Here is a 24,174-nt window from a genome sequence, read left to right as displayed (position 1 = left end):
GGTTTTGAGGCCCTAATTACATCATGCCGCCCATTCCACCCATGCCGCCCATGTCAGGCATTGCAGCCTTTTCTGGTTCTGGCTTGTCAGCGATAACCGCTTCAGTAGTCAGGAACATTGCCGCTACGGAAGCAGCGTTTTGCAATGCATAACGAGTTACTTTCGCAGGGTCAACGATACCAGCGTCGATCATGTTTACCCAGTCGCCAGTAGCTGCGTTAAAGCCTACGCCAACTTCTTCGCGTTTCAGACGCTCAACGATTACAGAGCCTTCTTCACCTGCGTTAGCAGCAATGGTGCGGATTGGAGCTTCCAGAGCGCGCAACACGATGTTCACGCCTGTTTGCTCGTCGCCTTGCAGTTCAACAGCTGCAACTGCTTTGTATACGTTCAGGAGCGCTACACCACCACCGGATACGATACCTTCTTCAACCGCAGCACGGGTTGCGTTCAGAGCATCTTCGATGCGCAGTTTGCGTTCTTTCAATTCTGTTTCAGTAGCCGCACCGACTTTGATGACTGCTACGCCGCCGGACAATTTAGCCAGACGCTCTTGCAGTTTCTCTTTGTCGAACTCGGAAGTGGTTTCTTCCAGTTGCGTACGGATTTGGCTAACACGAGCGTCGATGTCGGCTTTGTTTCCAGCACCGTCAACCACAATCGTATTTTCTTTTGTGATACGCACTTGACGTGCTGTACCCAGTTGGTCTACGGAAGCTGTTTTCAGGTCCAGACCCAGTTCTTCCGTGATCACTTGACCGCCTGTCAGGGCAGCGATATCTTGCAACATTGCTTTACGACGGTCACCAAAGCCTGGAGCTTTAACAGCTACAGCGTTGAATGTACCACGCAGTTTGTTAACAACCAGCATAGCCAGCGCTTCGCCTTCGATGTCTTCAGCGATCAGAACGAGTGGCTTGCCTTGTTGTACAATTTTTTCAAGCAATGGCAGGATTTCTTGTGTGTTTGTGATTTTTTTGTCTGTGATCAGGATATACGGATTGTCCAGTACAGCTTCCATTTTGTCCGTATCTGTAATCATGTACGGGGAAATGTAGCCACGGTCAAATTGCATACCTTCAACCACTTCCAGCTCTGTTGCAAACCCGCGGGATTCTTCAACCGTGATTACACCGTCTTTGCCCACTTTTTCCATAGCTTCAGCGATCAGTTCGCCTACTTCGTCATCAGCAGCGGAAATACCAGCTACTTGAGCAATGGATTGTTTGCTTTCGATTGGTTTGGAGATGGCTTGCAGTTCAGCAACAGCCGCTTTAACCGCTTTGTCGATCCCTTTACGGATACCGATTGGGCTAGCGCCAGCAGTTACGTTTTTCAGGCCTTCTGTGATGAGGGCTTGAGCCAAAACAGTAGCAGTAGTCGTACCATCACCAGCTACATCGTTCGTTTTGGTCGCTACTTCTTTAACCAGTTGAGCGCCCATGTTTTCGAACGCGTCTTCCAGCTCGATTTCTTTTGCAATCGTTACACCGTCATTAGTGATGAGCGGGCTACCGAATTTTTTCTCCAGTACAACGTTACGGCCTTTCGGTCCGAGTGTTACTTTAACAGCGTTAGCCAATGCGTCAACCCCGCGCAGCATAGAGCGACGAGCGTCTTCACTGAATTTAATATCTTTAGCCATTTGTGATAAACCTCCCTATGGATTATGAATGATTTGTTTCAATTCCTATATTCAGGTCTTGTCCGGGTTCCGGTTAACCGATGATCGCGTGGATATCGCTTTCTTTCATAATCAAATATTCTTTACCTTCATATTTGATTTCCGTTCCAGCGTATTTAGAGAAAATGACACGGTCGCCTTCTTTTACTTCCAGAGGAATACGGGCACCGTCTTTCAATGCGCCTGCGCCAACCGCGATAATTTTGCCTTCTTGCGGCTTTTCCTTGGCAGAGTCAGGAAGTACGATCCCGAAGGAAGTCGTTGTCTCTTGCTCAATTGCTTCCACCAATACGCGTTCACCCAAAGGTTTGATCATGAAAAAATAGCCTCCTTATTAAGTGTTTTATCCTGTAATTTGGTTGTTATGTTGTATGTATTAGCACTCGACAGTCGTCAGTGCTAACAACCAACTTTATGATACTCAACTTGGGATTGAATTTCAAGTCCCTAATGTATTTTTTATGGGAATTTTTATGGACAGCCCTTCCCGATTATATCCATCTATCTGAAAAATAACCGTTAACTCAAGGCTAATGGTTATTTTTCAGGGGACTAAGCCGCTACTGTTCATGCTCTGTACATAGTCATGATATACAAATGCTATTCATCATCTGCAAGTTGCCATGAAGCGCGACCCGAATAAATTATTTACTGAGCCATTCAAGTCCTGCCTTATTATTCTGAAGCTACACGCAATTGAGCCTCACGTTCCTCCTGTGCACGCAGTTGCTTGCGGTACACGACCGAAGACAAGTACACGCTCACTTCATATAACACCAGCAACGGAATCGCCACCAAAAAATCGGAAATAAAATCCGGCGGGGTAATGACAACCGCGACAAACACCAGCAGAAAATAAGAAATCTTCCGCCATTTGCGAAGCCGCATTGGTGTTAAAACATGAATCCCCGTCAGAAACATGATAAGCAGGGGGAGCTCAAACAGTAGCGCTACAGGCAGTACAATATTAAACATAAAGGTGAAATATTGTGCGATCCCGTACGTTTCCTGTAATCCCATACTTTTGGTGACAGACGATGTAAACTGAATCGCCATCGGGAAAATAATGAAATAAGCAAAAGCTGTCCCAATGATGAATAAAAGCAGCACATAAGGCACATACCGCAAAGTCGCACTTCGTTCTTGCGGCCTTAATCCCGGGCTGACAAATTTCCACAGTTGGTAGCATGCAAACGGTAGCGCCACCGCAATCCCGATGATCATGGCAATCTTCATGTAGATACCAATCCCGTCCCAAAAGGAAAACGCGTTTAACTGAAAAGCTTGCGCCGAACCGGAGCGAATAAGCCAGTCATAGACAGAACCCGCCGCGAACAGACCACCAGCCAGTGCCAATACAAATACAATTAGCACATAAATTATTCTGCGGCGAAGCTCACCCAGATGTTCCATTAACGGCATTTCATGCTCTGATGGGGTCAAATCCACTCCTCCTTTCTGAACGGAACGCAGCAGCGCCTCCTAAAAAATAAAGCCCTTCACTGAAGAAGAGGCTTTTGTTTAGTACAAGATCAAGAATCGATCACTAAATCTATGACAAGCGTTTATCCTCAGACTGAGGCTGAGGTTGAACTTCTGAAGACGTCGTTTGTGATGCTTTGACCACACTATCTTTGCTGTCTTTACGCTCAGTCCGTTCATCTTCTGATAAAATATCGCGTGCCCCGTTTTTAAACTCACGGAATGTACGCCCTACAGCTCGACCCAGCTCAGGCAGCTTGTTCGGACCAAATAGCAGCAGCGCCAGAATAATTAACAAAATATAACCCGGTGCTCCAATATTGGGCATGTGTAGTAATCCTCCTTATGTTGACGAACAAAATAAGAATCTTTGTCCGTTTTACGGCCTTATAAATTCTTATAGGTATCATACCACACACGATGTGCTGCCTTCTACCGGAACTGACCTGTCACCATAAGCAACGCTTCTGGAAGCTGGTCCATTATCGCCGCCAAATTTTCATGCACGCCTTTGGGCGTTCCTGGCAAATTGACGATCAGTGTACGTCCGCGTATTCCCACGATTCCACGGAATAGCATAGCCGCTGGATTTTTCTGCATCACGATCATTCTCATGGCCTCTGCCATACCCGGCACTTCCCGTTCCACGACCCGCCGAGTCGCCTCGGGTGTCACATCACGAATGGCCAGCTCAGTCCCGCCCGTAGTTAGTACCAGGTCTGCATGAAAATAATCGGTCATTTCGATTAAAGCTGCAATAATTTCATCCGGTTCATCGGGAACGATCCGGTATTCCACAATCTCTCCGCCCAGTTCTTCTTCGATGAGTTCCCGGATGACCTGTGCGCTTGTATCCTCACGCTCTCCCCTTGCCCCTTTATCACTGGCTGTTAGGATCGCCGTTTTCCACACCATAAGATCACCCTTCTCCTATCATGAAAGAATACTTTCTCTTCTGAAAATCAGAAACAGCCACGCTGCATCCTGCATCACATCACAGTACCCTCTCGGCGACAATGTTTATCTATGTCAAGGTTCCCGGTGGTCCTCCCGTTGAAAATCCCCATGCTTGCCACCTGTTTTGGATTGCAGCATGGTAGGGCCGATGATCATATCTTTTTGCAGCGCCTTGCACATATCATACACGGTTAACGCTGCGGCTGAAGCCGCTGTCAAAGCTTCCATTTCTACACCTGTCTTACCTTCGGTCTTCACTTCAACTTCAATATGAAGCACATCATGTCCATTATCGGAAAAAGTAATGTTCACGCCTGTCAGAGCCAGTGGATGACACATCGGTATCCAGTCTGACGTTTTTTTCGCGCCTTGAATCCCTGCGACCTGGGCCACAGCAAGAACATCACCCTTGCCGATTCTTCCTTCTTTTACAGCCGTCAATGTAGCCGGATTCATCGTAATCTGAGTCACGGCAACTGCTGTACGAACCGTAGACGTTTTACCCGAAATATCTACCATACGAGCACGTCCCTGTTCGTTAAAATGAGTAAAGGAATCCACGACTCCCTCACAGCTCCTTTCACATACCCAACTTTACTTCATTCATCATTTGTCAATTTTGCATAATCACAATCTAAGCGTCCATCCAGAGTAAACAGCACGTCCACTCGCAAATCCCTTGGCTCCATGGGCACCTGTGTCAGCAATTGTCCCGGCAGTAGCAGCGAGACATACAGCGGACCTACGTGGCTGTTGTTACGCTTCTCTGCCTCTACCTGTACGGTAAAGCGGTCATAATAGCCTCCGCCGTAGCCAATCCTGCCCCCACGACGATCAAAGGCCAGGCCAGGCACAACAACCCAGTCAATTCCCGTCCACATTTCAGGCGACCATTCCTTGCATGTCAAAGCAGGCTCAGGGATGTTCCAGATGCCGGGTACAATATCTCCGTTCTGATCCATCTCCCTCAGCTCCATCGTCCGAGTTACCGAATCCACTCTTGGAGCCAGGACACGATCTCCCTGTGACCAGCAATGCTCAATGAGGGGAGTCGTCGAAATCTCGCTGCCAAAAGAGAGATAACTAAATAAGGTTAGCTTATCTCCGTTTCTGTCTATTCTAAGCTGCTCCCATGCCTCGATTGCATGCCGACAGGCCACAGCCGATGCCTTCTGCCTTGTCAGCGGGTCCATGGAGTCACGCGCCTCCCGTTGCTGTAAACGCAGCGCGTTCTTCACATTACAGACATCCATCACATCCGCCCTCCCGGACAATCGTCGATAATCTTTAAAACGTTGCTATTGTCCCATTTGTCAGTAAGTGCTGTACGTTGCAAGTTTTTTTCATTCTTTTTCACTTCTCGCTTAAGTTTATCATTGTTTATACAAATTGACTACACGCGGCTCAAGGGTTTACAGGGTGAAAGCAGTGCAATAGTGGGTAATTTCATGTAAACTGGAAGGAAGGTACCTGCGAAAAAAGCAGGTAGAACTGTGCAAAATGTAATGGAGGAACGATACGCTATGCTATTGCAAGTAACCGGAATTACTAAATCTTATGGAATTGAGCCCGTTCTGAACGGGATTAACCTTCAAATATTAGAACGTGAACGTATTGGACTCGTAGGTGTAAACGGGGCAGGCAAATCGACCCTGCTCAAAATCATTGCTGGTGAAATATCCTATGACAGTGGACAAATTTTCAAGGCGAAGGAGACCAGCATCGGTTATCTGGCGCAAAACAGCGGCTTGAATTCTGATCGTTCTATCTGGGGGGAAATGATGCTGGTGTTCACTCCGCTGATTGAAGCGGAACGGGAACTGCGGCAAATGGAACAGGACATCGCTGACCTGGCCAATGCTCAAAACGAAAAACGCTACGCAGATCTGCTGGAACGCTATGCACGTCGTTCAGACTGGTTCAAGGATCACGGTGGTTATGAAATGGAGACCCGTATTCGCAGCGTGCTGCACGGTATGGGCTTTGGCTCATTTGCACCTGAGACGCCTGTAGCTACTCTGAGCGGAGGACAGAAAACTCGGCTTGCGCTAGCGCGCATCCTACTGCTCGCACCAGATGTCCTTATGCTCGATGAGCCTACCAACTATCTGGATATTCAAACACTGACCTGGTTAGAGGACTATTTGCGCGGCTACTCCGGTTCTCTGCTGGTCGTATCACATGACCGTTATTTCCTGGACCGACTGGTAACGACGATTATTGAAATCGAACGCCATCGTTCTACCCGATATACAGGCAACTACAGCCGCTACATGGAGCTGAAGGCTGCCGAGTACGAAACGAATCTTAAGCATTACGAAAAGCAGCAAGGAGAAATTGCCCGTTTAGAAGCATTCGTACAACGTAATATTGTGCGGGCTTCCACGACCAAACGCGCTCAAAGTCGGCGCAAGCAGTTAGATAAAATGGAGCGTATGGATCGACCCATGGGAGACTTGAAAAAGGCTCATTTTTCCTTTGAAACAGCCCATATGTCAGGTAAGGAAGTACTGGAGGTCCGTGACCTCTCTGTGGGATATGAAGGGAAAAAGCCTTTATTCCAGCACGCATCGTTCGACTTAAAACGTGGAGATACCGTGGCACTGATTGGTCCGAACGGGATCGGAAAATCGACGTTGCTCAAATGTCTGACCGGATCACTTAAACCTGCTGCGGGCTCCATCCACTGGGGCACGAAAATCAAAATCGGTCTGTATGACCAGGAGCAGACGAACCTGAACCCTGCCAATACCGTACTGGAGGAGTTGTGGAGCGAGTATCCTCATATGGAAGAAGCACGTATTCGTACAGTGCTGGGTAATTTCCTGTTTAGCGGTGACGATGTACTGAAGAAGGTAGCTTCATTAAGCGGAGGGGAAAAAGCCCGCGTATCTCTGGCCAAGCTCATGCTGCGCGAAGCCAACGTATTAATTCTCGATGAGCCTACCAACCATCTGGATCTGTTTAGCAAGGAAGTGCTGGAAGCGGCTTTGATGGACTATGACGGTACACTGTTGTTCATTTCCCATGACCGTTATTTCCTGAACAAAATGGCGGAACGTGTCATCGAGCTTCATCCTGGAGGGATAGAACATTTCCTGGGGAATTATGATGACTATGTAGCCAAAAAGCAGGAATTGGAGGAAATTGCACAGGAAGCTTTGGAGGCAAATCAGGCCGCACGCGGCAAAACATCGGCTACCTCTGCATCCGTGACAGACGAGACCACATCCAAATCACGCGCCGCCACCTATGCTGCAGACAAACAAGCCAAAAGCGAGGAACGTAGCCGTCAACGCAAGCTGGAGGCATTGGAAAACCAGATCAAAACGCTGGAAGAACAAATTTTAGGGCTGGAGGAACAAATGACCCTACCTGAGATTTATCAGGATTACACAGCGCTTCAGAATATTCAGGCACAGCTCGACACCCATAAACAGGAATTGACTGAAACCTATGCCTCTTGGGAAGAGCTGTTAGAAGAATAGACACTACTGCATAAAATATTAGCCTTAAAAATTTCACATTTTCCTCTTCTATTTTTTTGTACACAAGATTATCCACAACTTATGTGTATGAGTGAGATTGAAAAATGGCCTTTTGGGCCATTTTTTTATTGATAAAAAGCCACTTTCAAATGAAAACCAAATTTATCCACCCTTTTATCCACATTATCCACAGATTTCACAAGAACTAAAGGTGTTACATATCCCCCAACTTGCTATCTCCAAAAAGTCTTAGCCTGCTTGCTTCGGGCTGGGTTATCCACATTTGAAACGGTATATGTGGATAACTTTGTTCACAACTTGACAAATCACATCATTATTCGGGCAATATCAAAATTCCAGATTTTTTTGATGGATTATGAAAAATCGTGAACCATTGTGACGAATCATGTGAGGGAATGAGATGCTGCCATTCTTTTGCTCAAACTCCTGTATTTTATCCTCTTGAATTTATATTTTTATGATCGTTATGGTGCGGAACAAAAAAGACACGGCTCAACTGTGCCATGTCTTGCTCATTCTTCTTCAATTAAGTTTGGACAGACCATTCTTCCAGAGACAGCCCTGGATCAGCCTTCATATCCAATGAGGTAAATTCCCCGCGCTTCCATTTGGCGTAGGCCGCAGCGCCGATCATCGCTGCATTATCTGTGCAATATTTCATTGATGGTACAAGCAGCTCGATTCCTTCGCGCTCACAGCGCTCCCGCAATGCTGTACGCAGTCCGCGATTAGCAGCCACACCGCCACAAAGCAGGAGCTGCTTCGCACCGTATTCACGCATGGCACGAATCGCCTTTTCCACCAGCACCTCGACGACCGACTCTTGAAAACCTCTTGCGATCGCTCCGACATGAACGGTTTCTCCGCGCATTTTCGTCTGGTTAATTACATTCAGCACCGCCGATTTCAAACCACTAAAGCTAAAGTCATAAGAATCTGGCTCCAGCCATGCACGCGGCAAAGTAACCACTTCCTCCGATTCATGAGCCACACGATCCACATGCGGACCGCCGGGATACGGAAATCCAATGGCTCTCGCTACTTTGTCGTAGGCTTCCCCAACCGCATCATCCCTTGTACGACCAATGAGTTGAAAATGACCTTCGGACTCCATCAGCACTAGCTCTGTATGTCCTCCTGACACAACGAGAGCAATGCACGGATATACGATATCATGCTCCAACTGATTGGCATAAATATGTCCCGCGATATGATGCGTCCCGATTAACGGCTTGCCGAATGCCAAAGCAGCACTCTTAGCGGCGACAATACCAACCAGCAATGCGCCAACCAGTCCTGGTCCTTGTGTCACGGCAACCGCCGAAATCTCACGAGGGGTAATTCCCGATGTTTGCATGGCCTCGTCCAGCATATAGGTGATGCTCTCTACATGTTTGCGTGAAGCCACCTCTGGTACAACACCACCAAAGGCTTTGTGTGTTTCAATCTGACTGGAAATCAGATTCGAGAGCACCTCTGTGCCATTTTTCACGACAGAAACAGCCGTTTCATCACAGCTCGTTTCCACTGCCAGTATATAGCAAGGCTCGCTGGAGGCGGAGCCTGTACCTGCTTTTTCCTCTTGCGTCATTGCTTCTGCACGCTTCCTTCCTGTTCACCGGATGCCCCATGCGCGGGAAGATCCGCCCACATGATCACGGCATCCTCGTTATTATCCGAATAATAGCCTTTGCGCACACCCGCGGGCTTAAAGCCTTTTTTCTCATACAAGCCCTGAGCGATCCGGTTCGTTACCCGCACCTCTAGCGTCATACGTTCCATCCCTAAATAAGAGGCGGTCTGCATCAGCTCATTCAACAGCTTGTCTCCAAGCTTGCGTCCGCGATAAGCCTCACGAATCGCAATATTCGTAATATGGGCCTCATCCATAATCGTCCACATGCCTGCGTAACCAATGGCTTGTCCGTCTAGTTCCATAATCATATATTTAGCGAAATGATTCATCGTCAGCTCATTGCGGAATGCTTCCTCCGTCCACGGTAGCGTGAACGCTTCATGCTCAATCTCCAGCACATCGGGAATATCATCCAGTTGCATCAAGCGAAACTCAAGTTTCTCTTCCCTCTGTATGTTCTTTGCCATGTTGTTCACCGCTCTCTTCAGCGCTGACGAAGCAGATTGGCTTCCGCCTCCGCCAGCTGGGTATAATTAGGAACCAGCGTATGTAGCTCGTCATGTTCCTGACGAAGCAGCTTATCCGCCCCAAGGCGGCCAACCCATCTTCCTTCCAGCTCATAAGGTACAATACGAAGCTCGCTCCAAGCACGCAGACGCTCAGCTGTTTCGGCGTGAACCGTCGTTTCACCGACTAGCCAAATGACTGGAGGACGCTCTTCAGAGGGCAAAGCCTCCAGCCGTTGCAGCAGGTCATCGGTCCAAGCAGTCATTAAGCGAATTGCATCTGGCTCCAGCCGTTGCGGACTCTCGACGTCGTCAACTGTATTCACGGCGAACAGCCCCGTGTAAACCTGACCACGGCGCGCATCCAGCACAGGCACAATCCAGTCTGCTGCCTGCGCTCCGGACGAACCGTTATTCACAGACTCATTTTTATCTTCTTGTCCCTTCATCTCGATGCCGCGATTCCAACCACCCCACGCCAAAGCGTGCAAAGTCGATATGGACGTCACCGGGATACCCCAGGCCCAAGCGAGTGTTTTGGCTGCAGTCACCGCAATCCGGATACCGGTATAAGACCCCGGTCCAACACCAACTGCAATACCATCTACATCATCTCGTGTCAGCTCTTCTTCAGTCAGCAGTCGTTCCAGCTCGGTAATCACATGCACGGAGTGATTACGTTCGCCATAGACGTTGCTTTCTCCCAGCAATTCTCTTCCGTTCATCAGAGCGGCCGCCATCACGGTCGTCGCTGTATCTAACGTCAAAAACCGCTCACGCGGCTTTACATTCACATCTGTATGCTCTCTTTGCATGGTTCAAACTCCATTCTCCCGCAAACTGCGGCACCATTGTTCATAAGGCTCGCCGTACCCGGTCAGGTGAATCAAGCGCTCCCCCACATCCGTTGTTTCTATATACATGTGAAGCCGCTGCTCCGGCAATATATCCGGTATAATACTACCCCATTCCACCAGACATACTCCTGTCCCGTAAAAATATTCGTCCAGCCCGAGATCCTCCGCCTCATCCTGGGAAATCCGGTACACATCCATATGATACAAAGGCAATCGGCCCTCGTACTCCTTAATGAGGGTAAAGGTTGGACTATTTACGATACCCGGCACACCTAAATGGCTGGCAAAAGCCTTGGAAAAAGCAGTTTTGCCCGCCCCCAGATCTCCATCCAGCACAATCACTGTTCCGGGAACCGCTTTGGCTGCCAAAAAACATGCCAATGCCCCGGTCTGTGCCTCTGAGACAGAACGGAACGTAAACTGTTCCTGCGAAATTGTCATATATTTTAATCACCTTTCGTCCGAATCGGACCCTTCCAACTTGTTCTTTATTATATAGTTCACCTTATGTCGCCGCAAGGCATGAAGACATGCTATTGTAAGTTAGATGATACACACAGGGAGGGATCGAAACGATGGGACAAACCGTTTTACTCTTGATTGATGTTCAGCAGGCGATGTTCATGTATGATGAGAAGCTGTATCGCGAGCAGGAAGTTGTATCGCATTTACAGCAGCTTTTGGACAAAGCCAGAGCTACAGGTACACCCGTGGTTTTTGTACAGCATACCGATGAAGCGGATGAGGATTTCCGGGAAAACAGTGTAGGCTGGGCCATCGCCGATGTGGTGCGCCCTCTTCCTCATGAACGAATTGTCCGTAAATCATCCTGGGACAGCTTCTACCAAACCGAATTGGGCCATGTGCTGAAGGAACTGGGGGCCGATCAGCTCGTAATCGCGGGGATGCAGACCGAGTTTTGCCTCGACACGACTTGCCGAAGCGCCTATAGTCTGGGATACCAGAACAACGTGCTCGTATTGGATGCGCATAGTACATTTGATAGCAAGGTGCTGAGCAGTGAACAAATTGTAGCTCATCATAATGAGATGCTTGGCAATCGTTTTGTGCGTTTACTCACGACAGCAGATGTACATTTTTCGTGAGTTATTGATCCAATTCACAAGTTTTCACTATCTCGCAAAGACGTCATCATTTTTATTGGAATTCCAAATGTATTCAATTGGATTGGCAACCTGCCTAGCTTTTTCAAGACCAGATTGGTCAGAAACAAAGCCGCCTTCAGAAAATTCTGGAGGCCTTTTTTATTTTCCAGCTGAGTTAGGCGATATTTGTGAGGAAAATTTTTTTACGTATGGATTGTAACTTTCATTTTTAACATAAAATTCAATTTATGATCATGGTTTTCAGAAAAAACAAGAAAATAACAGAAAACGTTAGAATGGCCTAATTATTGTGGCCTATATGACCCTATAAACATCTGTACATAGATATATGTAAATATTTGAACATTGAGCAAAAAATGCATTAGAACTATGATAAAACTGGTTTTAATTTCCAACGAGAGAAGGCGATCGAACCGTCACATTCACTGTCTTAGACACCATGAATATGCCCGCATGCAAATATATCTTGCAGTCGCTACGTCTCTTAGGTTAAGAGCGGAAATTACGAATTGAAGTGCAATCATGGATGTATTGTGTTTTGAACACAGCGAAAGGAATGTGAGTTTTTAATGAAAAAAGTAGCTTTAGTAAGCCCGTTGAGAACAGCGGTCGGCTCTTTTAACAAAACCCTTGCGCCTCTAAGCGCTTCCGAACTGGGAGCAACCGTGATGACAGCATGCCTTCAGCAAAGTAAATTAGAGCCTTCTTTGATTGATCAGATTTATTTGGGAAATGTTCTTCAGGCGGGCAATGGACAAAATCCTGCCAGACAGGCGGCATTAAAAGCCGGTATCCCTATTGATGTACCCGAAACAACGATAAACACGGTTTGCGGTTCAGGACTTCATGCCGTTGCTTTAGCTTACAATTCAATATTGGCTGAACAAGGCAACATCGTCTTGGCCGGAGGCATGGAGAGCATGTCGAATGCCCCTTACCTGCTAAGAAATGCAAGAAACGGCTACAAACTTGGTAACGGTGAGTTGGTAGACTCCCTGGTGGCCGACGGCCTTACATGCCCGATCAACCATTACCATATGGGAATTACCGCAGAAAATGTTGCCGATAAATATGGAATTTCAAGAATGGAGCAGGACGAATTTGCCTATCAAAGCCAGATAAAGGCCGTAGAAGCAAAAAACAAGAAGCTTTTTGAAGAGCAGATTGTTCCAGTCATGATCAAAAACAAAAAAGAAACTATTTCTTTCACAGAGGATGAACACATAAGAGGAAATACAACGAAAGAAAAACTTTCTCAATTAAAACCTGCGTTTAAGGAGAACGGAACGGTTACCGCCGGGAATGCTTCGGGAATCAATGATGGCGCGGCGGCCGTACTTGTGGTATCGGAAGACAAATGCAAAGAACATGCATTAAAGCCATTGGCATATATCAAGGGTTATTCCCTTGTTGGCGTTGACCCTGCATATATGGGAATGGGGCCAGTGAAAGCCATTTCGACACTTCTGAAGCAGCAAGGTATATCCATCGATGCCATTGATCTTTTTGAAATTAATGAAGCGTTTGCCTCACAAGCATTAGCGGTAGTGAAGGAGCTAGGGGTCAGTCTGGACAAAGTGAATGTCAATGGGGGCGCGATCGCGATCGGGCATCCTGTCGGGGCCAGTGGTGCTAGAATATTGGCTACGTTGGTTCATGAAATGGTGCGAAGATCTTCACGTTACGGCATCGCCTCGTTATGCATCGGAACAGGAATGGGCATAGCGATGCTGGTTGAAAATGCGCTCATTTAAAGTGCGTATTCAAGATGAATTTTAGAATATCTGTTAAAGGGAAGGGAGACCGTTATGAATCAAAAAGATGTACTTTCACTCCAATCCATGCCTGCGGCTAGCGGCAGCTACGGGCGCCCGCCATACCGCTTCATCAACCGGGAATTTTTTATCATTACCTATGAGACCGATCCCGCTGCGATTAGACAGGCGGTCCCGGAACCTCTTCAGCCGGATGGAAGCAATACGGTTTCCTATGAATGGATCAAGATGCCCGATTCATCCGGGTTAGGAAGTTATGAGGAAAGCGGTATTGTCATTCCGTGTACTTTTCAAGGAGAACCCTGTAATTTTGTCGCCCAAATGTATTTGGATAACGCGCCTGCTATTCTGGGGGGACGCGAAGTCTGGGGTTTTCCGAAAAAATGGGCAAAGCCTCGCTTGATCGTTGAGGAGACGGAGACGCTGACGGGTACATTGCATTATAACAACGTCCTGGTGGCCACGGGAACTATGCCTTTCAAATATAACATTCTTGATGAAAAGGAAACGGCAAAAGCCATCGCAAAAACACAAGTTAATTTAAAGTTAATTCCTGATGTTGACGGTACCCCCAAAATCGCTCAGTTAGTAGCGTATAATCTTGAGAACATTACTGTAAAAGGAGCCTGGTCAGGGCCTGCCAGATTAAGCCTGATCCCCCATGTTAACGCTCCTGTGGCAGATTTGCCGGTTAAATCTTATATTGGCGGGAAACATTTTATTGCTGATTTAACGCTTCCATATGGAAGAGTCCTCTACGATTATCTTCAATAAAGTTTGCTTTCCTAAAAATATATATATATAAGGAGAAGGAACCATGAATAACAAAGTAATCTCCGCTGAAGAAGCAGTTAAGAAGGTCAAAGACGGAGACACGGTGATGGTCGGAGGTTTTCTGGCAGGAGGCTTTCCGGAGGAGCTGGTTCGTGCGCTTGTCGACACCAATCCCGCCAGCAATCTTGCGATTGTTTCCAACGACACAGGCACACCAGAATTATCTATCTATAAGCTTGTAAAAAGCGGCAGAGTAAAGCGAATTTTTGCATCCTATATCGGCTCCAATCCGGAAACGGGAAGGCTCCTGATGACGAAAGAAGCTGAGGTCCAACTCTTCCCGCAAGGCACGCTCGCTGAAAAAATACGCGCAGGAGGAGCCGGTTTGGGCGGGGTTTTAACACCTGTAGGTGTAGGCACCGTTGTAGAGGAAGGAAAAAAGAAAATCAAAATTGATGAAAGGGAATATTTGCTCGAACTCCCGCTCAAAGCGGATGTGGCGTTAATCAGAGCCCATAAGGCTGATGAAGCGGGGAATCTTGTCATCAACGGCTCTTCACGTAACTTCAATATGGTTATGGCTACAGCGGCAGAGTATGTAGTTGCTCAGGTAGACGAATACGTAAAGACGGGTGAAATTGATCCCAATCATGTCAACGTTCCCGGAATATTTGTCGACGCAATTGTAAAGGTGGGTGAAAACGCATGAATAACAGAGAATTCATTGCTCGAAGAATAGCCCAGGAATTCAAAAGTGGTGAAGTTGTCAACCTTGGTGTCGGATTGCCTACAATGGTAGTGGACTATATCCCCGAGGACATTCATATTATGCTGCAGGCTGAGAACGGAATCCTCGGTGTAGGCCCCAAAGCGGCTCAGGGAAAAGAAAGGCTCGATTGTATCGATTCAGGCGGAAACTACGTTACAACCATGGAAGGAGCATGCTTTTTTGACAGTGCACTTTCATTTTCCATCATCCGCGGAGGGCATGTGGATATCACCGTGCTGGGCGCCCTGGAGGTCGACGAGAAAGGCAACCTTGCAAGCTGGATGATCCCTGGGAAAAAGGTGCCGGGTATGGGGGGAGCCATGGATTTGGTAGTTGGAGCCAAGAGAGTGATTGTAGCCATGGAGCATGTGAACAAAAATGGCGCGCCGAAAATACTGGAACAATGCAAGCTGCCCTTGACTGCTGTAAATGTTGTAAAGACCATAGTAACCGAAAAGGCTGTCATTGATGTTATTCCGGGTAAAGGGCTGATGCTAAAAGAAATTGCTCCGGGTTTGACGGTGGAAGACGTTCAATTAGCAACAGAGGCTAAACTGATAGTTTCACCACATTTGAGGGCCATTGCAGTGTGAAGGTCATAGAAAGGAACCAACTGCATCTTCAAATTAACTTGTCTGGCATTTAACTCGTCCCTACGACTGCACTTGTTATTACAAAAAAAGGTTCGCTAATTGCTCATTGAGCAATTGCGAGCCTTTTTTTGGTGGAGCGGGACCTTTCAAGCAGCATCTGCGATGAAAGCCTACAGCTGTGCAAATAAAATGCGCCTTTTATGAGCGTAAAATCCAATCCGCTACATGCTCAGCCACCTTCGTATGGTTAAGATAAGCAAAGAAGTTGTGGGGATTGGCACGCCCAGTGTGACTATCTTTCCAGAATGTCTGAATAAGCGGCTGATCATCAATACTTTCTATTAAATTTCGATTCAGCATCAGATGGAAATCATCTTCAACCCTTGCATCATGCGCAATGTAGTCATCCTCGGCGTTAATATTGGTCCAATGTCTGATATTTGCGGGATACATACCGTCCTCAGGCTCATTGGAATCATACAAGCTGCGCTTTACGGCTGGCTCGCCTAGCGGATTACCCAATGTTAGCCATTCGTTAAGTTTGTGTTCCCATAGATGTTTGTATTCGCTCATACGTGAAAATTTCCATAAAACATCGTAAGCCACCATGCATCCCATACTATGGGAAAGCAGCATGACATCCCCTCCACTACTTAAAGCCTGGGCTAGAGGACACTGTAGCCTTTCGCGAATTTGGGAGCCTATTACACGACTGGTTAAATAGGCTCCCAGATCAGGGAGAATCCTTTTGATCGCACGGGTACTCATACCAAACAAAGAGAGGTAAGGGCTGAGTATTTTTGCAGCATCATCATAGAAGTGTATAGTGGGTTCATTGGCTATCAGACGCTCGTATTCCTCCGGGGTCATATGATCCGTTGGTCGATTAATTAATTGTTCCATACTTTCGTCGTAATAATGGTCTGGAACGTAGAAATCTCCATCGTCTTCTTCAAAAAGTTATCTGTACCGAGGCTGACTCTTTAATAAAAGTCGATTGTTGATGTCACCATAATAACTAAATGTCAGTAAAATCTGCTCTTGCTCCAGTTTTTGTGCCGCTTCCTCGTTCACTCGACGCAATCCTGCGATCAGTGCTTTTTTAATAAGACGAAGCATTTCGTCGCATCTGGGCTTTTTGTCACGGCCATGGATAATGACCAGATGTTTGGTTCCCATCTCCTACCGCTCTTCCAGACGATCCACACGGACGGTTTGAGTATTGCCGGGGTTGCTGCCCACCTGTACGGTAGCCATACCGTTTGCTTCATCCACATGCTCAATCCAAATCGGTTTGCCATCCAATTGTACGGCAATATTTTCAGATGAATCATAAATGGCTTTTGCTCGTTCCACGTTCATGCTGTTCTCCTCCTGCTGATTGTTGGTGCATTAATTTAGAAATGTAGGTCACCTAGTCTTCATCTATAAGTCGTTCAACATCCAATGAAGGAAAGCTATGGGAAGGCGAGGTTGAAACTACAGCCTCCAAATCCACATGAGCCACAGCAACGGGAAAAGGCGGCTGAGTTCCATGTGAAAGGGCAAACTCGGGCGGCAATGCATCTTGTTCGCCTGCGGCGGGACCCCGAAAGGCGATATGGCTTTGACCCACACGATGACTGATCTGCCGAGGATAGGATTTTCCGGACATAAATTGTGTACCCCCTTTGAATCGGATATGCCTTACTATGTACCAAAATTGCTGTAACCATGCGCAATCGGCAGCAATTTGCAGTCTTCATCTACACCTCATACAATCACTTATACGAAGCATACTAAGTGAAAATCATATGCTCATATCCCGGGGTGCCCGGAATCGAAGGATGCAAAATGCGGATTAAAGAAAAGGAGGACTGGCGGTATGCATACGGTCTGGAAAGGCGCGATCAGCTTCGGGCTGGTTCATGTGCCCGTTAAAATGTTTTCAGCTACGGAGGATAAGGACATTTCCATGCGTTACATTCACAAGGAGTGTGGAAGCCCACTTAGCTATGTACGAAAGTGTCCCGTTTGTGACAAGGAGGTTGAGTGGGAGGAAATTGGAAAAGGTTACGAGTATGAAAAAGGAAAATTTGTCATGTTCGACAAGGAGGAACTGGAGCAAGTTAGCGGACAAGCGGATAAAAATATCGTGATTTTGGATTTTGTTGATTTGCAGGAAATTGATCCGATTTACTTTCAGAAAACGTATTATTTGTCCCCGGATCAGGCCGGCTCCAATGCGTATAAGCTGCTCATGAATGCAATGAAGGATACCGGGAAAATCGGGATTGCCCAAATCTCCATCCGCTCTAAAAGCAGCTTGGCGGCGATTCGGGTGTTGGATGAATGTTTGGCGGTGGAGACGATGTTTTACCCCGATGAAATTCGTCCCATTGCTCAAGTTCCTAACTTACCGGGGCAGGAAGAGGTTAAAGAGAAGGAGCTGACCATGGCCAAAATGCTGATTGAGCAGCTATCTACACCTTTTGATGCAGCCAAGTATACGGATCAGTACCGCGAGCGTCTGCTGGATCTCATTCAGCATAAAGTTGCTGGTGAAGAGGTGCGAATCGCCCCAACACAGCCTCAGACCAATGTAGTAGATTTAATGGCCGCCCTTCAGGCCAGCATCGAGGCAGTGCAACCTGTCGTTACCGATCCCGGCCCTTCTGCGAAAAAACGCCCTGCGCGTAAACCAGCAGCCCCAACAGCACAGCAGGCGGTGGCAGGCGACAACCTCTCTCCGACTCCAGTCAAAAAGAAAAGAAGCACTGCCAAACGTAAAGAAACTTAAGCTGAGTTACAAAAAAGTCTGGTTAAGGGGTGGCGGTGACACTGCTTTGATACGATAGTAGCTGACTGAACGCCCCCCGCTCCTCTTGTTCCAGTTGGCGGTAGTTCCCCTGCTGTATGACCTCGCCTTGATCCAGTACGACAATTTGATCCGCATGTCTGATGGTCGACAGGCGGTGAGCAATGACGATCAACGTCATTTGACCTTTCATCCGTTCCAGTGCTGCCTGAATTGCGGCTTCATGTTCACCATCCAGCGCACTTGTCGCTTCATCTAGTATAAGTACCGGAGGATGATGCAAGATAGCCCGTGCTAATACTAGCCGTTGACGTTCTCCTCCAGACAGACGAATCCCGCGATCCCCAATGATCGTGTTCAGCCCTTCGGGCAGTCTGGATACAAAGTTGTCTGCTGCTGCAAAATGTAACGCCTCCCATAGCTGCTGCTCACTAGCATCCTTATCCGCTAGCATCAAATTTTCGCGGACAGTCGCATGAAATAAAAATGGATCTTGTGACACGTAGCCAAACGACTGCCGCCACTGGGGCAATAATTCGTCGCCCAGAACAAGCCCGTCTATTGTAATCTGCCCCCCAGTTGGACGTAAAAAACCCATCAGGACATCGACCATTGTACTTTTACCCGCTCCTGATTTCCCTACAATGGCTGTCATTTCCCGGGCGGGTATGAACAAATTAATATGACGCAGTGCAGGCTCTGCTGCACCCTCGTAGCGATAATCCAGATGGCTGCATTCAATCCCATGACGAAGGGACAGGGGTTGCCGTTCAGATGCAGATGATAGATTGACCACCGCGGATGGAACGCGAGTCTCAGAGGATGCAAGTGCAATCAATGACGGATCTGTGAAAGCTTCGCACTCTTGTTGCACCTTGGTGACACTTTCAAAAGCGGAGATCATAGACATGATGTATTCCAGACTCGCTTGAATAAGAGCAAATCGAGGCCATAAGCGGGAAAATATAAGAATCAGCACAATCAGTTTTTCAGGTGTAACATGCAGCCACTGCAGCGATATAAATATGACACAAGCGACAAAAACAGCTGCCATTGCACGATGAAAAAACTGTGTGGTCGCATTTTGCCGGACAAATTGAGTCGTATTATCCTCCATGCGTTGCGTCAGGGAGCGAAACCAATGGATATTCGCCGCTTCCAACAGATTGCTTTTTATATCTTTCATACCGTTCATGTGATCCGTAATTCCAGCAAAATAAACCTGTGACAGTTCAGTCGTACGATCACCTAATTGTTTGGCATTTCGAATGGAGCGGCGAAACACAACAAACAGCCCCAATCCACTCAGAAATACCAGTCCGGTTAAAGAGGGGGATAACCAAAAAGCCAGCGCAATCTGGATCAGCGTAAACATGACGGCTGTAGTCAGTTGAAGAAGCAAATTTGTTCCCTGACTGACACGCGCCAGCTCGGTCGTCATCACATGGCTAAAATCAGATTTACGCTGACGCAAATAAAAGGCCCACTGCGCCTTCATAAAGGAAGTGTACACGTCTATTCGAAGAGAACGCATAAAACGCTGCTGAATCCGCGAATTCAGGATGGATTGGTAACGCTGAAGCAAAGCCTGCCCTGTAAGCAGCGCTACAAAAACCATCAACATCCCCGGCAATAGCCAGCTTTTAGGAACGAACGGCAAAAAATGATCCAATCCATCAGACAGAAATGGCATCCCTGAATGACCGACAAATACGCCGATGGCCGCCAGCATAGGAACAAGCATATAAATGCCAAAACCCTCCAGTAGACTGACAATGATCATACACCCAATATTGAGAAATAACGCACCGCCGTTCACGCTATACAGCTTTGTCATATATAATCGCAGGTGAACCATAATGCACACTCCTTATTCAGGACTTTGCAAAATTCGATCCCAATCGCTCCAAAGTGCAATATATAGACGAACTAGACCATTTCGATCTATATATTGTTCATTAAAAGCCGCTTATTGGATTTTCACAAAATCCTCTATCGAGTCAGTGCTTTGAAAATCGCCGCTTCAGCCAGAGAAATGGACGTAAAGGGATATACAAAAAATGCAGCTGACGAGGCAATGGAAAAACGCTCGAATCGCCCGTAGAAGGAAACAAACGGCTGATGAGATACCATAGTCTGTGTCTTGGCTCTTTTAAGGAAAGCAAGTAAGTGCGGCTGACCGGCTGATAGACAGCCCTGTTTTTGGTCATGACTTGGCTGGAGGCAGCAGCTGGAGTCATCGGGGCACAACTGGTAGCGGTGCTCATCGGGCTATGATCGTCGTTACTGGCATCTTCCGTGATGCTAGTAACGCCACGGGTGGCAAGCATGGCTGCTTCGCCAGAGGTACTGCATACTGAAGGACCGCCACCTGGAGGGGCGGCCTCCGCTTGCTCCGCCAAGGCTCTGCTGTGCAGCAGCTCTGATGGAGCAAGCCTACCTGTACCCGACCCGTGGGTGATCGGGTACAGTGCGGGTACGCTGGCCTGCATGAAGGCCAGCGCGCTCAGCGCGAGCCTATGCGCCTGCCGGGTAGCCGATACCGGACGCATCGGCTCCGGTATCGGCGTACCCAACAGCGCAGCGGCGAGTGCCCAAGCCTGCCCGCCAGCAGGCAGGCCCCCGTAGCGGCGCATCATCGGCAGTAGCGCCTCCCAATCGACAGCACATATCGCAAGCCTGTCGATGTCAACCAGCCAGCGCAGCCTGAACCAACCGTGACGCGCACCATGCGCACTCAAGTACAGAAATTGATGCTCGCTGCCAAGCGTATACATACAGGACGTCATCACAGTCCTGTTGTCGGCAGATCCCAACGGTACCTGCCGAATGGCTCCTGCAGCTTTGCCCTTTTTCCGGCAGTTCCACAGCTCGTTAAAAGAGGGTTCCCCACCCCCATCCGGGTGAAGCCGCCAATGCAACTCTATCTCTACCCGTTTTTGCGGATGTAAATAGGATGCATGATGGTCCTTCCATTTCCAACTGCCAAGGACACGCACTTCTCCGCTCTTGGACGAATATCCAGCTTCCTGCATCCAATGCTCAGCCTCATCCATATCGTCAGGGGCAATGAGTAAGTCTATGTCCTTGGAAGTACGCAGAGAAACATCCCCGTATAATTGCTGCGCCAGAGCAGGCCCCTTCAACATAAGCACACGAATTCCATGAGCTATGAGCAGCCTGGTCAGACGCTCGGCTTCTGCTTGAAGATGGAGCATGCGAAGCGTGTTTCGATGATATTGCGCCTGAAGGTTTCGCAACAATTCTGCGGGAATGAATGGATGATTCAATGTTTTTAGCTGGAGATACACCGTAGGTACCACTCGATGGTGCTCGGTCAGACGTAAAAAGCGGACCCAATCCATCTCACGCAGCTGGGTAGCAGCAGTCGTATCCTGCCAATGAATAACGTCCTTCCCCAATAGAGAGAGTAACAACGTTAATTCTTGATCCTCATTCCAATTCGCAAGTTCCAAAACAGACTTGGTGGGCATGCATTCTTCTCCTTCGTGTCTCATCGCATTAAAGTAAAGAACTACTTTTATCTTCCATATTCTTATTTGTATCCATCACAGCACGTCTTCCGAATATCCCCACCACCGTAAATGCTTCCATCTCCCGTTTCCCCGTAACATAAATCGGTCCGCTACGTACCCATGCATGTGCAGCCAAGCGTCCAGCGGCATTTTTGGCTGTACCCAGATACAGCGTGCAGTCCAGTTTCCTGCGCCCCAGCAACGTCATCGCCGCAGCGGCTTGTACAAGACAACTACTACGCCAAGGAGTATAACTGCTTGCCAGCTCTACAGCGTGTGAAATCTGCTGAATGGACTTCTCTTGCCCAACGTCACACTGCCATGGGGTTTCTTCCATACGTATGCCCCAAGCCCTTGAGTAATCCCAAAAAGAACGACGCTGGCGCAGCCTCGCCCATCCCAGCTCCAGCCAGGCTTCCGGCAACAATCTTCTGACTTCTGGAGACAGGAGAAGAAGCCGTTGTATCCGCATGTTATACCGGCTCCCGTAGAAGCTTTAACAGTCCTTCCCGCTCCAACTCAGCCACAAAGGTATGTACCTGCTGTCTGCACTGTTCCTCGTCCACCTCATATTCGTTCGTCAGGACAGTTACGATATCGCCAAGTGAAGGACCGGATTCTGCCAGTTCCCAGATTCGTCCTCCTGTGTAGCCTAAATTGTAATATTTACCAGTGTTAATGCTCATCATCACTTTTTCTCCGTCCACATCACTGACGTAGACCTCTTCATTGTAAATGACGCGATAATGATCCTTAGCTGGATTAGTGGCTGCCATAACTCTTTTCCTCCTTACGAATGAGTTCAAGTACCCGTTGTACAACCTCGGACGCAGTAAAGACGGAACTATCCCTCAGCAAGCGCCAGCCCTCCACTTTCCGAGCCATCCTAGCCGCTGTATCAAACGACCATTCACTCAAACCCATTCGCGGAATAATCACCCTGCGATATGTATGTTGTAGTAATGTATGCAAGCACTCCAGAACGTTCAAGGGCTGTTCCGTAACCGACACTAGCTCCCCTTCGCGCATCAACGCACGGGTTGGAGAATCTGCCACCAGCTCGAATACGCCCCCTAAGGGCAGCGGATCGTTATAAAAATCATCTACAGCGGGTACGGCATATTTATTCAGCTCACCTGCAAGCGTACGCAGATCTGTGTATTGTGGCATTACAGAATTGTCGTCAGTTAGGGACTGTATGTGCTTTCTTTTGCGTACATGCTTGTTCTCCCGTAAAGCCTCCAGTTGGAGCAAGCTTTCAAGCCCCAGCTTTTGCTGCGGATAAGCTGGATACACAATGGCAGAGGAACCCGTAGCTTTTACAGCAATCACGTCATCACTAACCATCTGATAACCTGCCTGCCTAAAAACAGCAGCCAATGTCGATTTCCCCGTACCCGATTCACCCACAAATGCGTAGGCCCTCCCCCCGATGACGACCGCACTTCCGTGAATAGGTAATATTCGTCTTTGCATCAGCAGAACACCCATGCATGTACCCAGCACAAACAGCCGCACGGTGTCAGGATCAGCCCCAGAGAATATACTTACCTCGATCTCCTTGCCTTCCCTGACGGCATAAATGGCCGTGCCCGGTATTCGGAACATAAATCGCTCATCCAGCATCACAAAATTGGCCTGCTCCAGCTGACCACTCCATGCAGTCAAATCAGCCTGTCGAATGACTACATCCTCTACCACTCCTGGTGCTGCCAGCATCAGCTCAGGCAGATTCAGCTCACTCGCAATCCTGAGTCCAAAGGCCGTATATTTCGTCCAACTGACATTTGCACTCCTGTCATGCACGTAGGACTCACTCCTCTGTCTTTAAAAATCCCGTCTTTATTTCTTGGGCAACACCTCTAACCCGAAAGAAATAAAGACGGCTGTATATTGAATACGAGTCCAATGGATCATGCTATTTTCGTTCATTCAATCGTTATCGGCCCAGTTGTCTGGCTTCCAGTCCAACATTGGCTGCATGTATAACATGTATAACCATCTATTAGCTTGGATTATAGATATCGGCATCGTGGTCGGACACCCAATCAATCTGTCTCCAGCCTTTACCCGCCATAGTCTGGCTAATATCCAGCACCTCTATCGTCGGTTCCTGCCATTCTTTTTTACTCATTTCATCACCTCCCCTCCAACGAATGGCGAACTGTCTGA

General features: G+C 47.8%; 28 protein-coding genes. 7 read left to right on the top strand and 21 right to left on the bottom strand.

Annotated elements, in window-relative coordinates:
* Positions 1 to 16: 16 nt before the first annotated feature.
* The 7 genes from groL to MKY75_RS06190 form a co-directional block, all read right to left on the bottom strand.
* A complete protein-coding gene (groL, locus tag MKY75_RS06220) occupies positions 17 to 1,645 on the bottom strand; it encodes a chaperonin GroEL (RefSeq protein WP_013309215.1) in 1,629 nt (542 codons plus the stop codon).
* A gap of 73 nt (positions 1,646 to 1,718) precedes the next feature.
* The gene (gene groES / locus MKY75_RS06215) at positions 1,719 to 2,000 is read right to left on the bottom strand and encodes a co-chaperone GroES (protein ID WP_007429271.1); all 282 of its coding nucleotides are present in this window, start codon (positions 1,998 to 2,000) and stop codon (positions 1,719 to 1,721) included.
* 359 nt (positions 2,001 to 2,359) lie between these two features.
* Positions 2,360 to 3,127 (bottom strand): twin-arginine translocase subunit TatC, encoded by a 768-nt coding sequence (tatC, locus tag MKY75_RS06210; protein WP_069011109.1) that lies wholly within the window; start codon positions 3,125 to 3,127, stop codon positions 2,360 to 2,362.
* 109 nt (positions 3,128 to 3,236) lie between these two features.
* Complete coding sequence (locus MKY75_RS06205) at positions 3,237 to 3,494, bottom strand: twin-arginine translocase TatA/TatE family subunit (protein WP_039269589.1); 258 nt, start codon at positions 3,492 to 3,494, stop codon at positions 3,237 to 3,239.
* A gap of 104 nt (positions 3,495 to 3,598) precedes the next feature.
* Positions 3,599 to 4,081, bottom strand: coding sequence for a MogA/MoaB family molybdenum cofactor biosynthesis protein (locus tag MKY75_RS06200; protein ID WP_013309212.1), 483 nt, complete (start codon positions 4,079 to 4,081; stop codon positions 3,599 to 3,601).
* A 114-nt stretch (positions 4,082 to 4,195) separates the two neighbouring features.
* Positions 4,196 to 4,684 carry a cyclic pyranopterin monophosphate synthase MoaC gene (gene moaC, locus MKY75_RS06195; RefSeq protein ID WP_029516247.1) on the bottom strand — a complete coding sequence of 163 codons (489 nt, stop codon included), beginning with the start codon at positions 4,682 to 4,684 and terminating at the stop codon, positions 4,196 to 4,198.
* A gap of 38 nt (positions 4,685 to 4,722) precedes the next feature.
* Positions 4,723 to 5,376 (bottom strand): 5-formyltetrahydrofolate cyclo-ligase, encoded by a 654-nt coding sequence (locus MKY75_RS06190; protein ID WP_069011108.1) that lies wholly within the window; start codon positions 5,374 to 5,376, stop codon positions 4,723 to 4,725.
* A gap of 270 nt (positions 5,377 to 5,646) precedes the next feature.
* On the opposite strand from MKY75_RS06190, the gene MKY75_RS06185 reads away from it, so the two are divergent.
* A complete protein-coding gene (locus MKY75_RS06185) occupies positions 5,647 to 7,611 on the top strand; it encodes an ABC-F family ATP-binding cassette domain-containing protein (protein ID WP_340887070.1) in 1,965 nt (654 codons plus the stop codon).
* 547 nt (positions 7,612 to 8,158) lie between these two features.
* Here the strand turns inward: MKY75_RS06185 and tsaD are convergent.
* The 4 genes from tsaD to tsaE are packed head-to-tail and all read right to left on the bottom strand — an operon-like array spanning position 8,159 to position 11,072.
* Positions 8,159 to 9,223, bottom strand: a complete 1,065-nt coding sequence (gene tsaD / locus MKY75_RS06180) for a tRNA (adenosine(37)-N6)-threonylcarbamoyltransferase complex transferase subunit TsaD (RefSeq protein ID WP_208332462.1) — start codon at positions 9,221 to 9,223, stop codon at positions 8,159 to 8,161.
* Complete coding sequence (gene rimI / locus MKY75_RS06175; RefSeq protein WP_029516243.1) at positions 9,220 to 9,735, bottom strand: ribosomal protein S18-alanine N-acetyltransferase; 516 nt, start codon at positions 9,733 to 9,735, stop codon at positions 9,220 to 9,222. Before rimI ends, tsaD begins: the two co-directional genes overlap by 4 nt.
* A gap of 17 nt (positions 9,736 to 9,752) precedes the next feature.
* Complete coding sequence (gene tsaB, locus MKY75_RS06170) at positions 9,753 to 10,589, bottom strand: tRNA (adenosine(37)-N6)-threonylcarbamoyltransferase complex dimerization subunit type 1 TsaB (RefSeq protein ID WP_340884694.1); 837 nt, start codon at positions 10,587 to 10,589, stop codon at positions 9,753 to 9,755.
* Positions 10,590 to 10,592: 3 nt separating this feature from the next.
* Positions 10,593 to 11,072 carry a tRNA (adenosine(37)-N6)-threonylcarbamoyltransferase complex ATPase subunit type 1 TsaE gene (gene tsaE / locus MKY75_RS06165; protein ID WP_340884691.1) on the bottom strand — a complete coding sequence of 160 codons (480 nt, stop codon included), beginning with the start codon at positions 11,070 to 11,072 and terminating at the stop codon, positions 10,593 to 10,595.
* A 134-nt stretch (positions 11,073 to 11,206) separates the two neighbouring features.
* Between tsaE and MKY75_RS06160 the strand changes: the two genes are divergently transcribed.
* The 5 genes from MKY75_RS06160 to MKY75_RS06140 all read left to right on the top strand — a co-directional run bounded on the left by MKY75_RS06160 (position 11,207) and on the right by MKY75_RS06140 (position 15,669).
* A complete protein-coding gene (locus MKY75_RS06160) occupies positions 11,207 to 11,737 on the top strand; it encodes a cysteine hydrolase family protein (RefSeq protein WP_340884689.1) in 531 nt (176 codons plus the stop codon).
* 590 nt (positions 11,738 to 12,327) lie between these two features.
* Positions 12,328 to 13,512 (top strand): acetyl-CoA C-acetyltransferase, encoded by a 1,185-nt coding sequence (locus MKY75_RS06155; RefSeq protein ID WP_209949652.1) that lies wholly within the window; start codon positions 12,328 to 12,330, stop codon positions 13,510 to 13,512.
* Positions 13,513 to 13,566: 54 nt separating this feature from the next.
* Positions 13,567 to 14,307, top strand: a complete 741-nt coding sequence (locus tag MKY75_RS06150; RefSeq protein WP_039269579.1) for an acetoacetate decarboxylase — start codon at positions 13,567 to 13,569, stop codon at positions 14,305 to 14,307.
* Positions 14,308 to 14,350: 43 nt separating this feature from the next.
* Entirely contained in the window at positions 14,351 to 15,016 is a 666-nt protein-coding gene (locus MKY75_RS06145; RefSeq protein WP_029516237.1) for a CoA transferase subunit A, read from the top strand.
* Positions 15,013 to 15,669 carry a 3-oxoacid CoA-transferase subunit B gene (locus tag MKY75_RS06140; protein ID WP_029516236.1) on the top strand — a complete coding sequence of 219 codons (657 nt, stop codon included), beginning with the start codon at positions 15,013 to 15,015 and terminating at the stop codon, positions 15,667 to 15,669. Before MKY75_RS06145 ends, MKY75_RS06140 begins: the two co-directional genes overlap by 4 nt.
* 198 nt (positions 15,670 to 15,867) lie before the next feature.
* On the opposite strand, the gene MKY75_RS06135 is transcribed toward MKY75_RS06140, so the two are convergent.
* The 4 genes from MKY75_RS06135 to MKY75_RS06120 are packed head-to-tail and all read right to left on the bottom strand — an operon-like array spanning position 15,868 to position 17,323.
* Complete coding sequence (locus tag MKY75_RS06135) at positions 15,868 to 16,572, bottom strand: hypothetical protein (protein ID WP_340884687.1); 705 nt, start codon at positions 16,570 to 16,572, stop codon at positions 15,868 to 15,870.
* Between the two features lie 57 nt (positions 16,573 to 16,629).
* Positions 16,630 to 16,848 (bottom strand): hypothetical protein, encoded by a 219-nt coding sequence (locus MKY75_RS06130; protein WP_340884686.1) that lies wholly within the window; start codon positions 16,846 to 16,848, stop codon positions 16,630 to 16,632.
* Positions 16,849 to 16,851: 3 nt separating this feature from the next.
* Positions 16,852 to 17,031 (bottom strand): H-type small acid-soluble spore protein, encoded by a 180-nt coding sequence (locus MKY75_RS06125; RefSeq protein WP_029516235.1) that lies wholly within the window; start codon positions 17,029 to 17,031, stop codon positions 16,852 to 16,854.
* Positions 17,032 to 17,083: 52 nt separating this feature from the next.
* The gene (locus tag MKY75_RS06120; RefSeq protein WP_029516234.1) at positions 17,084 to 17,323 is read right to left on the bottom strand and encodes a hypothetical protein; all 240 of its coding nucleotides are present in this window, start codon (positions 17,321 to 17,323) and stop codon (positions 17,084 to 17,086) included.
* Between the two features lie 210 nt (positions 17,324 to 17,533).
* Here MKY75_RS06120 and ku point away from each other — a divergent pair, with 210 nt between their 5' ends.
* Positions 17,534 to 18,448, top strand: coding sequence for a non-homologous end joining protein Ku (gene ku / locus MKY75_RS06115; protein ID WP_340884684.1), 915 nt, complete (start codon positions 17,534 to 17,536; stop codon positions 18,446 to 18,448).
* 22 nt (positions 18,449 to 18,470) lie between these two features.
* Here the strand turns inward: ku and MKY75_RS06110 are convergent, their stop codons facing one another.
* The 6 genes from MKY75_RS06110 to MKY75_RS06085 all read right to left on the bottom strand — a co-directional run bounded on the left by MKY75_RS06110 (position 18,471) and on the right by MKY75_RS06085 (position 24,136).
* Positions 18,471 to 20,324 carry an ABC transporter ATP-binding protein gene (locus MKY75_RS06110; protein ID WP_340884682.1) on the bottom strand — a complete coding sequence of 618 codons (1,854 nt, stop codon included), beginning with the start codon at positions 20,322 to 20,324 and terminating at the stop codon, positions 18,471 to 18,473.
* A 142-nt stretch (positions 20,325 to 20,466) separates the two neighbouring features.
* Complete coding sequence (locus tag MKY75_RS06105; RefSeq protein ID WP_165144699.1) at positions 20,467 to 21,960, bottom strand: nucleotidyltransferase domain-containing protein; 1,494 nt, start codon at positions 21,958 to 21,960, stop codon at positions 20,467 to 20,469.
* Between the two features lie 28 nt (positions 21,961 to 21,988).
* Entirely contained in the window at positions 21,989 to 22,474 is a 486-nt protein-coding gene (locus tag MKY75_RS06100; RefSeq protein ID WP_029516230.1) for a lasso peptide biosynthesis B2 protein, read from the bottom strand.
* Position 22,475: 1 nt separating this feature from the next.
* The gene (locus MKY75_RS06095) at positions 22,476 to 22,778 is read right to left on the bottom strand and encodes a lasso peptide biosynthesis PqqD family chaperone (RefSeq protein ID WP_340884680.1); all 303 of its coding nucleotides are present in this window, start codon (positions 22,776 to 22,778) and stop codon (positions 22,476 to 22,478) included.
* On the bottom strand, positions 22,765 to 23,808 hold the full coding sequence (locus tag MKY75_RS06090) for a serine kinase (protein WP_069011101.1): 1,044 nt from the start codon (positions 23,806 to 23,808) through the stop codon (positions 22,765 to 22,767). The genes MKY75_RS06095 and MKY75_RS06090 overlap by 14 nt, the downstream gene beginning before the upstream one ends.
* Before the next feature lie 199 nt (positions 23,809 to 24,007).
* Positions 24,008 to 24,136, bottom strand: a complete 129-nt coding sequence (locus MKY75_RS06085; protein ID WP_134902123.1) for a paeninodin family lasso peptide — start codon at positions 24,134 to 24,136, stop codon at positions 24,008 to 24,010.
* Between the last annotated feature and the right edge of the window lie 38 nt (positions 24,137 to 24,174).

It is taken from the genome of Paenibacillus sp. FSL L8-0663 (genome assembly GCF_038008125.1).
Classification (GTDB): domain Bacteria; phylum Bacillota; class Bacilli; order Paenibacillales; family Paenibacillaceae; genus Paenibacillus; species Paenibacillus polymyxa_D.
The sequence above is the reverse complement of the archived record's forward strand: the minus strand, read 5'-3'. Positions and strand labels throughout refer to the sequence as shown.

Bases quoted from the DNA above. Each gene is read 5' to 3' on its own strand.
- groL (WP_013309215.1), bottom strand. From the start codon at position 1,645: ATGGCTAAAGATATTAAATTCAGTGAAGACGCTCGTCGCTCTATGCTG.
- groES (WP_007429271.1), bottom strand. From the start codon at position 2,000: ATGATCAAACCTTTGGGTGAACGCGTATTGGTGGAAGCAATTGAGCAA.
- MKY75_RS06205 (WP_039269589.1), bottom strand. From the start codon at position 3,494: ATGCCCAATATTGGAGCACCGGGTTATATTTTGTTAATTATTCTGGCG.
- MKY75_RS06200 (WP_013309212.1), bottom strand. From the start codon at position 4,081: ATGGTGTGGAAAACGGCGATCCTAACAGCCAGTGATAAAGGGGCAAGG.
- MKY75_RS06190 (WP_069011108.1), bottom strand. From the start codon at position 5,376: ATGGATGTCTGTAATGTGAAGAACGCGCTGCGTTTACAGCAACGGGAG.
- MKY75_RS06185 (WP_340887070.1), top strand. From the start codon at position 5,647: ATGCTATTGCAAGTAACCGGAATTACTAAATCTTATGGAATTGAGCCC.
- tsaD (WP_208332462.1), bottom strand. From the start codon at position 9,223: ATGACGCAAGAGGAAAAAGCAGGTACAGGCTCCGCCTCCAGCGAGCCT.
- rimI (WP_029516243.1), bottom strand. From the start codon at position 9,735: ATGGCAAAGAACATACAGAGGGAAGAGAAACTTGAGTTTCGCTTGATG.
- tsaB (WP_340884694.1), bottom strand. From the start codon at position 10,589: ATGCAAAGAGAGCATACAGATGTGAATGTAAAGCCGCGTGAGCGGTTT.
- tsaE (WP_340884691.1), bottom strand. From the start codon at position 11,072: ATGACAATTTCGCAGGAACAGTTTACGTTCCGTTCTGTCTCAGAGGCA.
- MKY75_RS06160 (WP_340884689.1), top strand. From the start codon at position 11,207: ATGGGACAAACCGTTTTACTCTTGATTGATGTTCAGCAGGCGATGTTC.
- MKY75_RS06155 (WP_209949652.1), top strand. From the start codon at position 12,328: ATGAAAAAAGTAGCTTTAGTAAGCCCGTTGAGAACAGCGGTCGGCTCT.
- MKY75_RS06150 (WP_039269579.1), top strand. From the start codon at position 13,567: ATGAATCAAAAAGATGTACTTTCACTCCAATCCATGCCTGCGGCTAGC.
- MKY75_RS06145 (WP_029516237.1), top strand. From the start codon at position 14,351: ATGAATAACAAAGTAATCTCCGCTGAAGAAGCAGTTAAGAAGGTCAAA.
- MKY75_RS06140 (WP_029516236.1), top strand. From the start codon at position 15,013: ATGAATAACAGAGAATTCATTGCTCGAAGAATAGCCCAGGAATTCAAA.
- MKY75_RS06135 (WP_340884687.1), bottom strand. From the start codon at position 16,572: ATGGAACAATTAATTAATCGACCAACGGATCATATGACCCCGGAGGAA.
- MKY75_RS06130 (WP_340884686.1), bottom strand. From the start codon at position 16,848: ATGGGAACCAAACATCTGGTCATTATCCATGGCCGTGACAAAAAGCCC.
- MKY75_RS06125 (WP_029516235.1), bottom strand. From the start codon at position 17,031: ATGAACGTGGAACGAGCAAAAGCCATTTATGATTCATCTGAAAATATT.
- MKY75_RS06120 (WP_029516234.1), bottom strand. From the start codon at position 17,323: ATGTCCGGAAAATCCTATCCTCGGCAGATCAGTCATCGTGTGGGTCAA.
- ku (WP_340884684.1), top strand. From the start codon at position 17,534: ATGCATACGGTCTGGAAAGGCGCGATCAGCTTCGGGCTGGTTCATGTG.
- MKY75_RS06110 (WP_340884682.1), bottom strand. From the start codon at position 20,324: ATGGTTCACCTGCGATTATATATGACAAAGCTGTATAGCGTGAACGGC.
- MKY75_RS06105 (WP_165144699.1), bottom strand. From the start codon at position 21,960: ATGCCCACCAAGTCTGTTTTGGAACTTGCGAATTGGAATGAGGATCAA.
- MKY75_RS06100 (WP_029516230.1), bottom strand. From the start codon at position 22,474: ATGCGGATACAACGGCTTCTTCTCCTGTCTCCAGAAGTCAGAAGATTG.
- MKY75_RS06095 (WP_340884680.1), bottom strand. From the start codon at position 22,778: ATGGCAGCCACTAATCCAGCTAAGGATCATTATCGCGTCATTTACAAT.
- MKY75_RS06085 (WP_134902123.1), bottom strand. From the start codon at position 24,136: ATGAGTAAAAAAGAATGGCAGGAACCGACGATAGAGGTGCTGGATATT.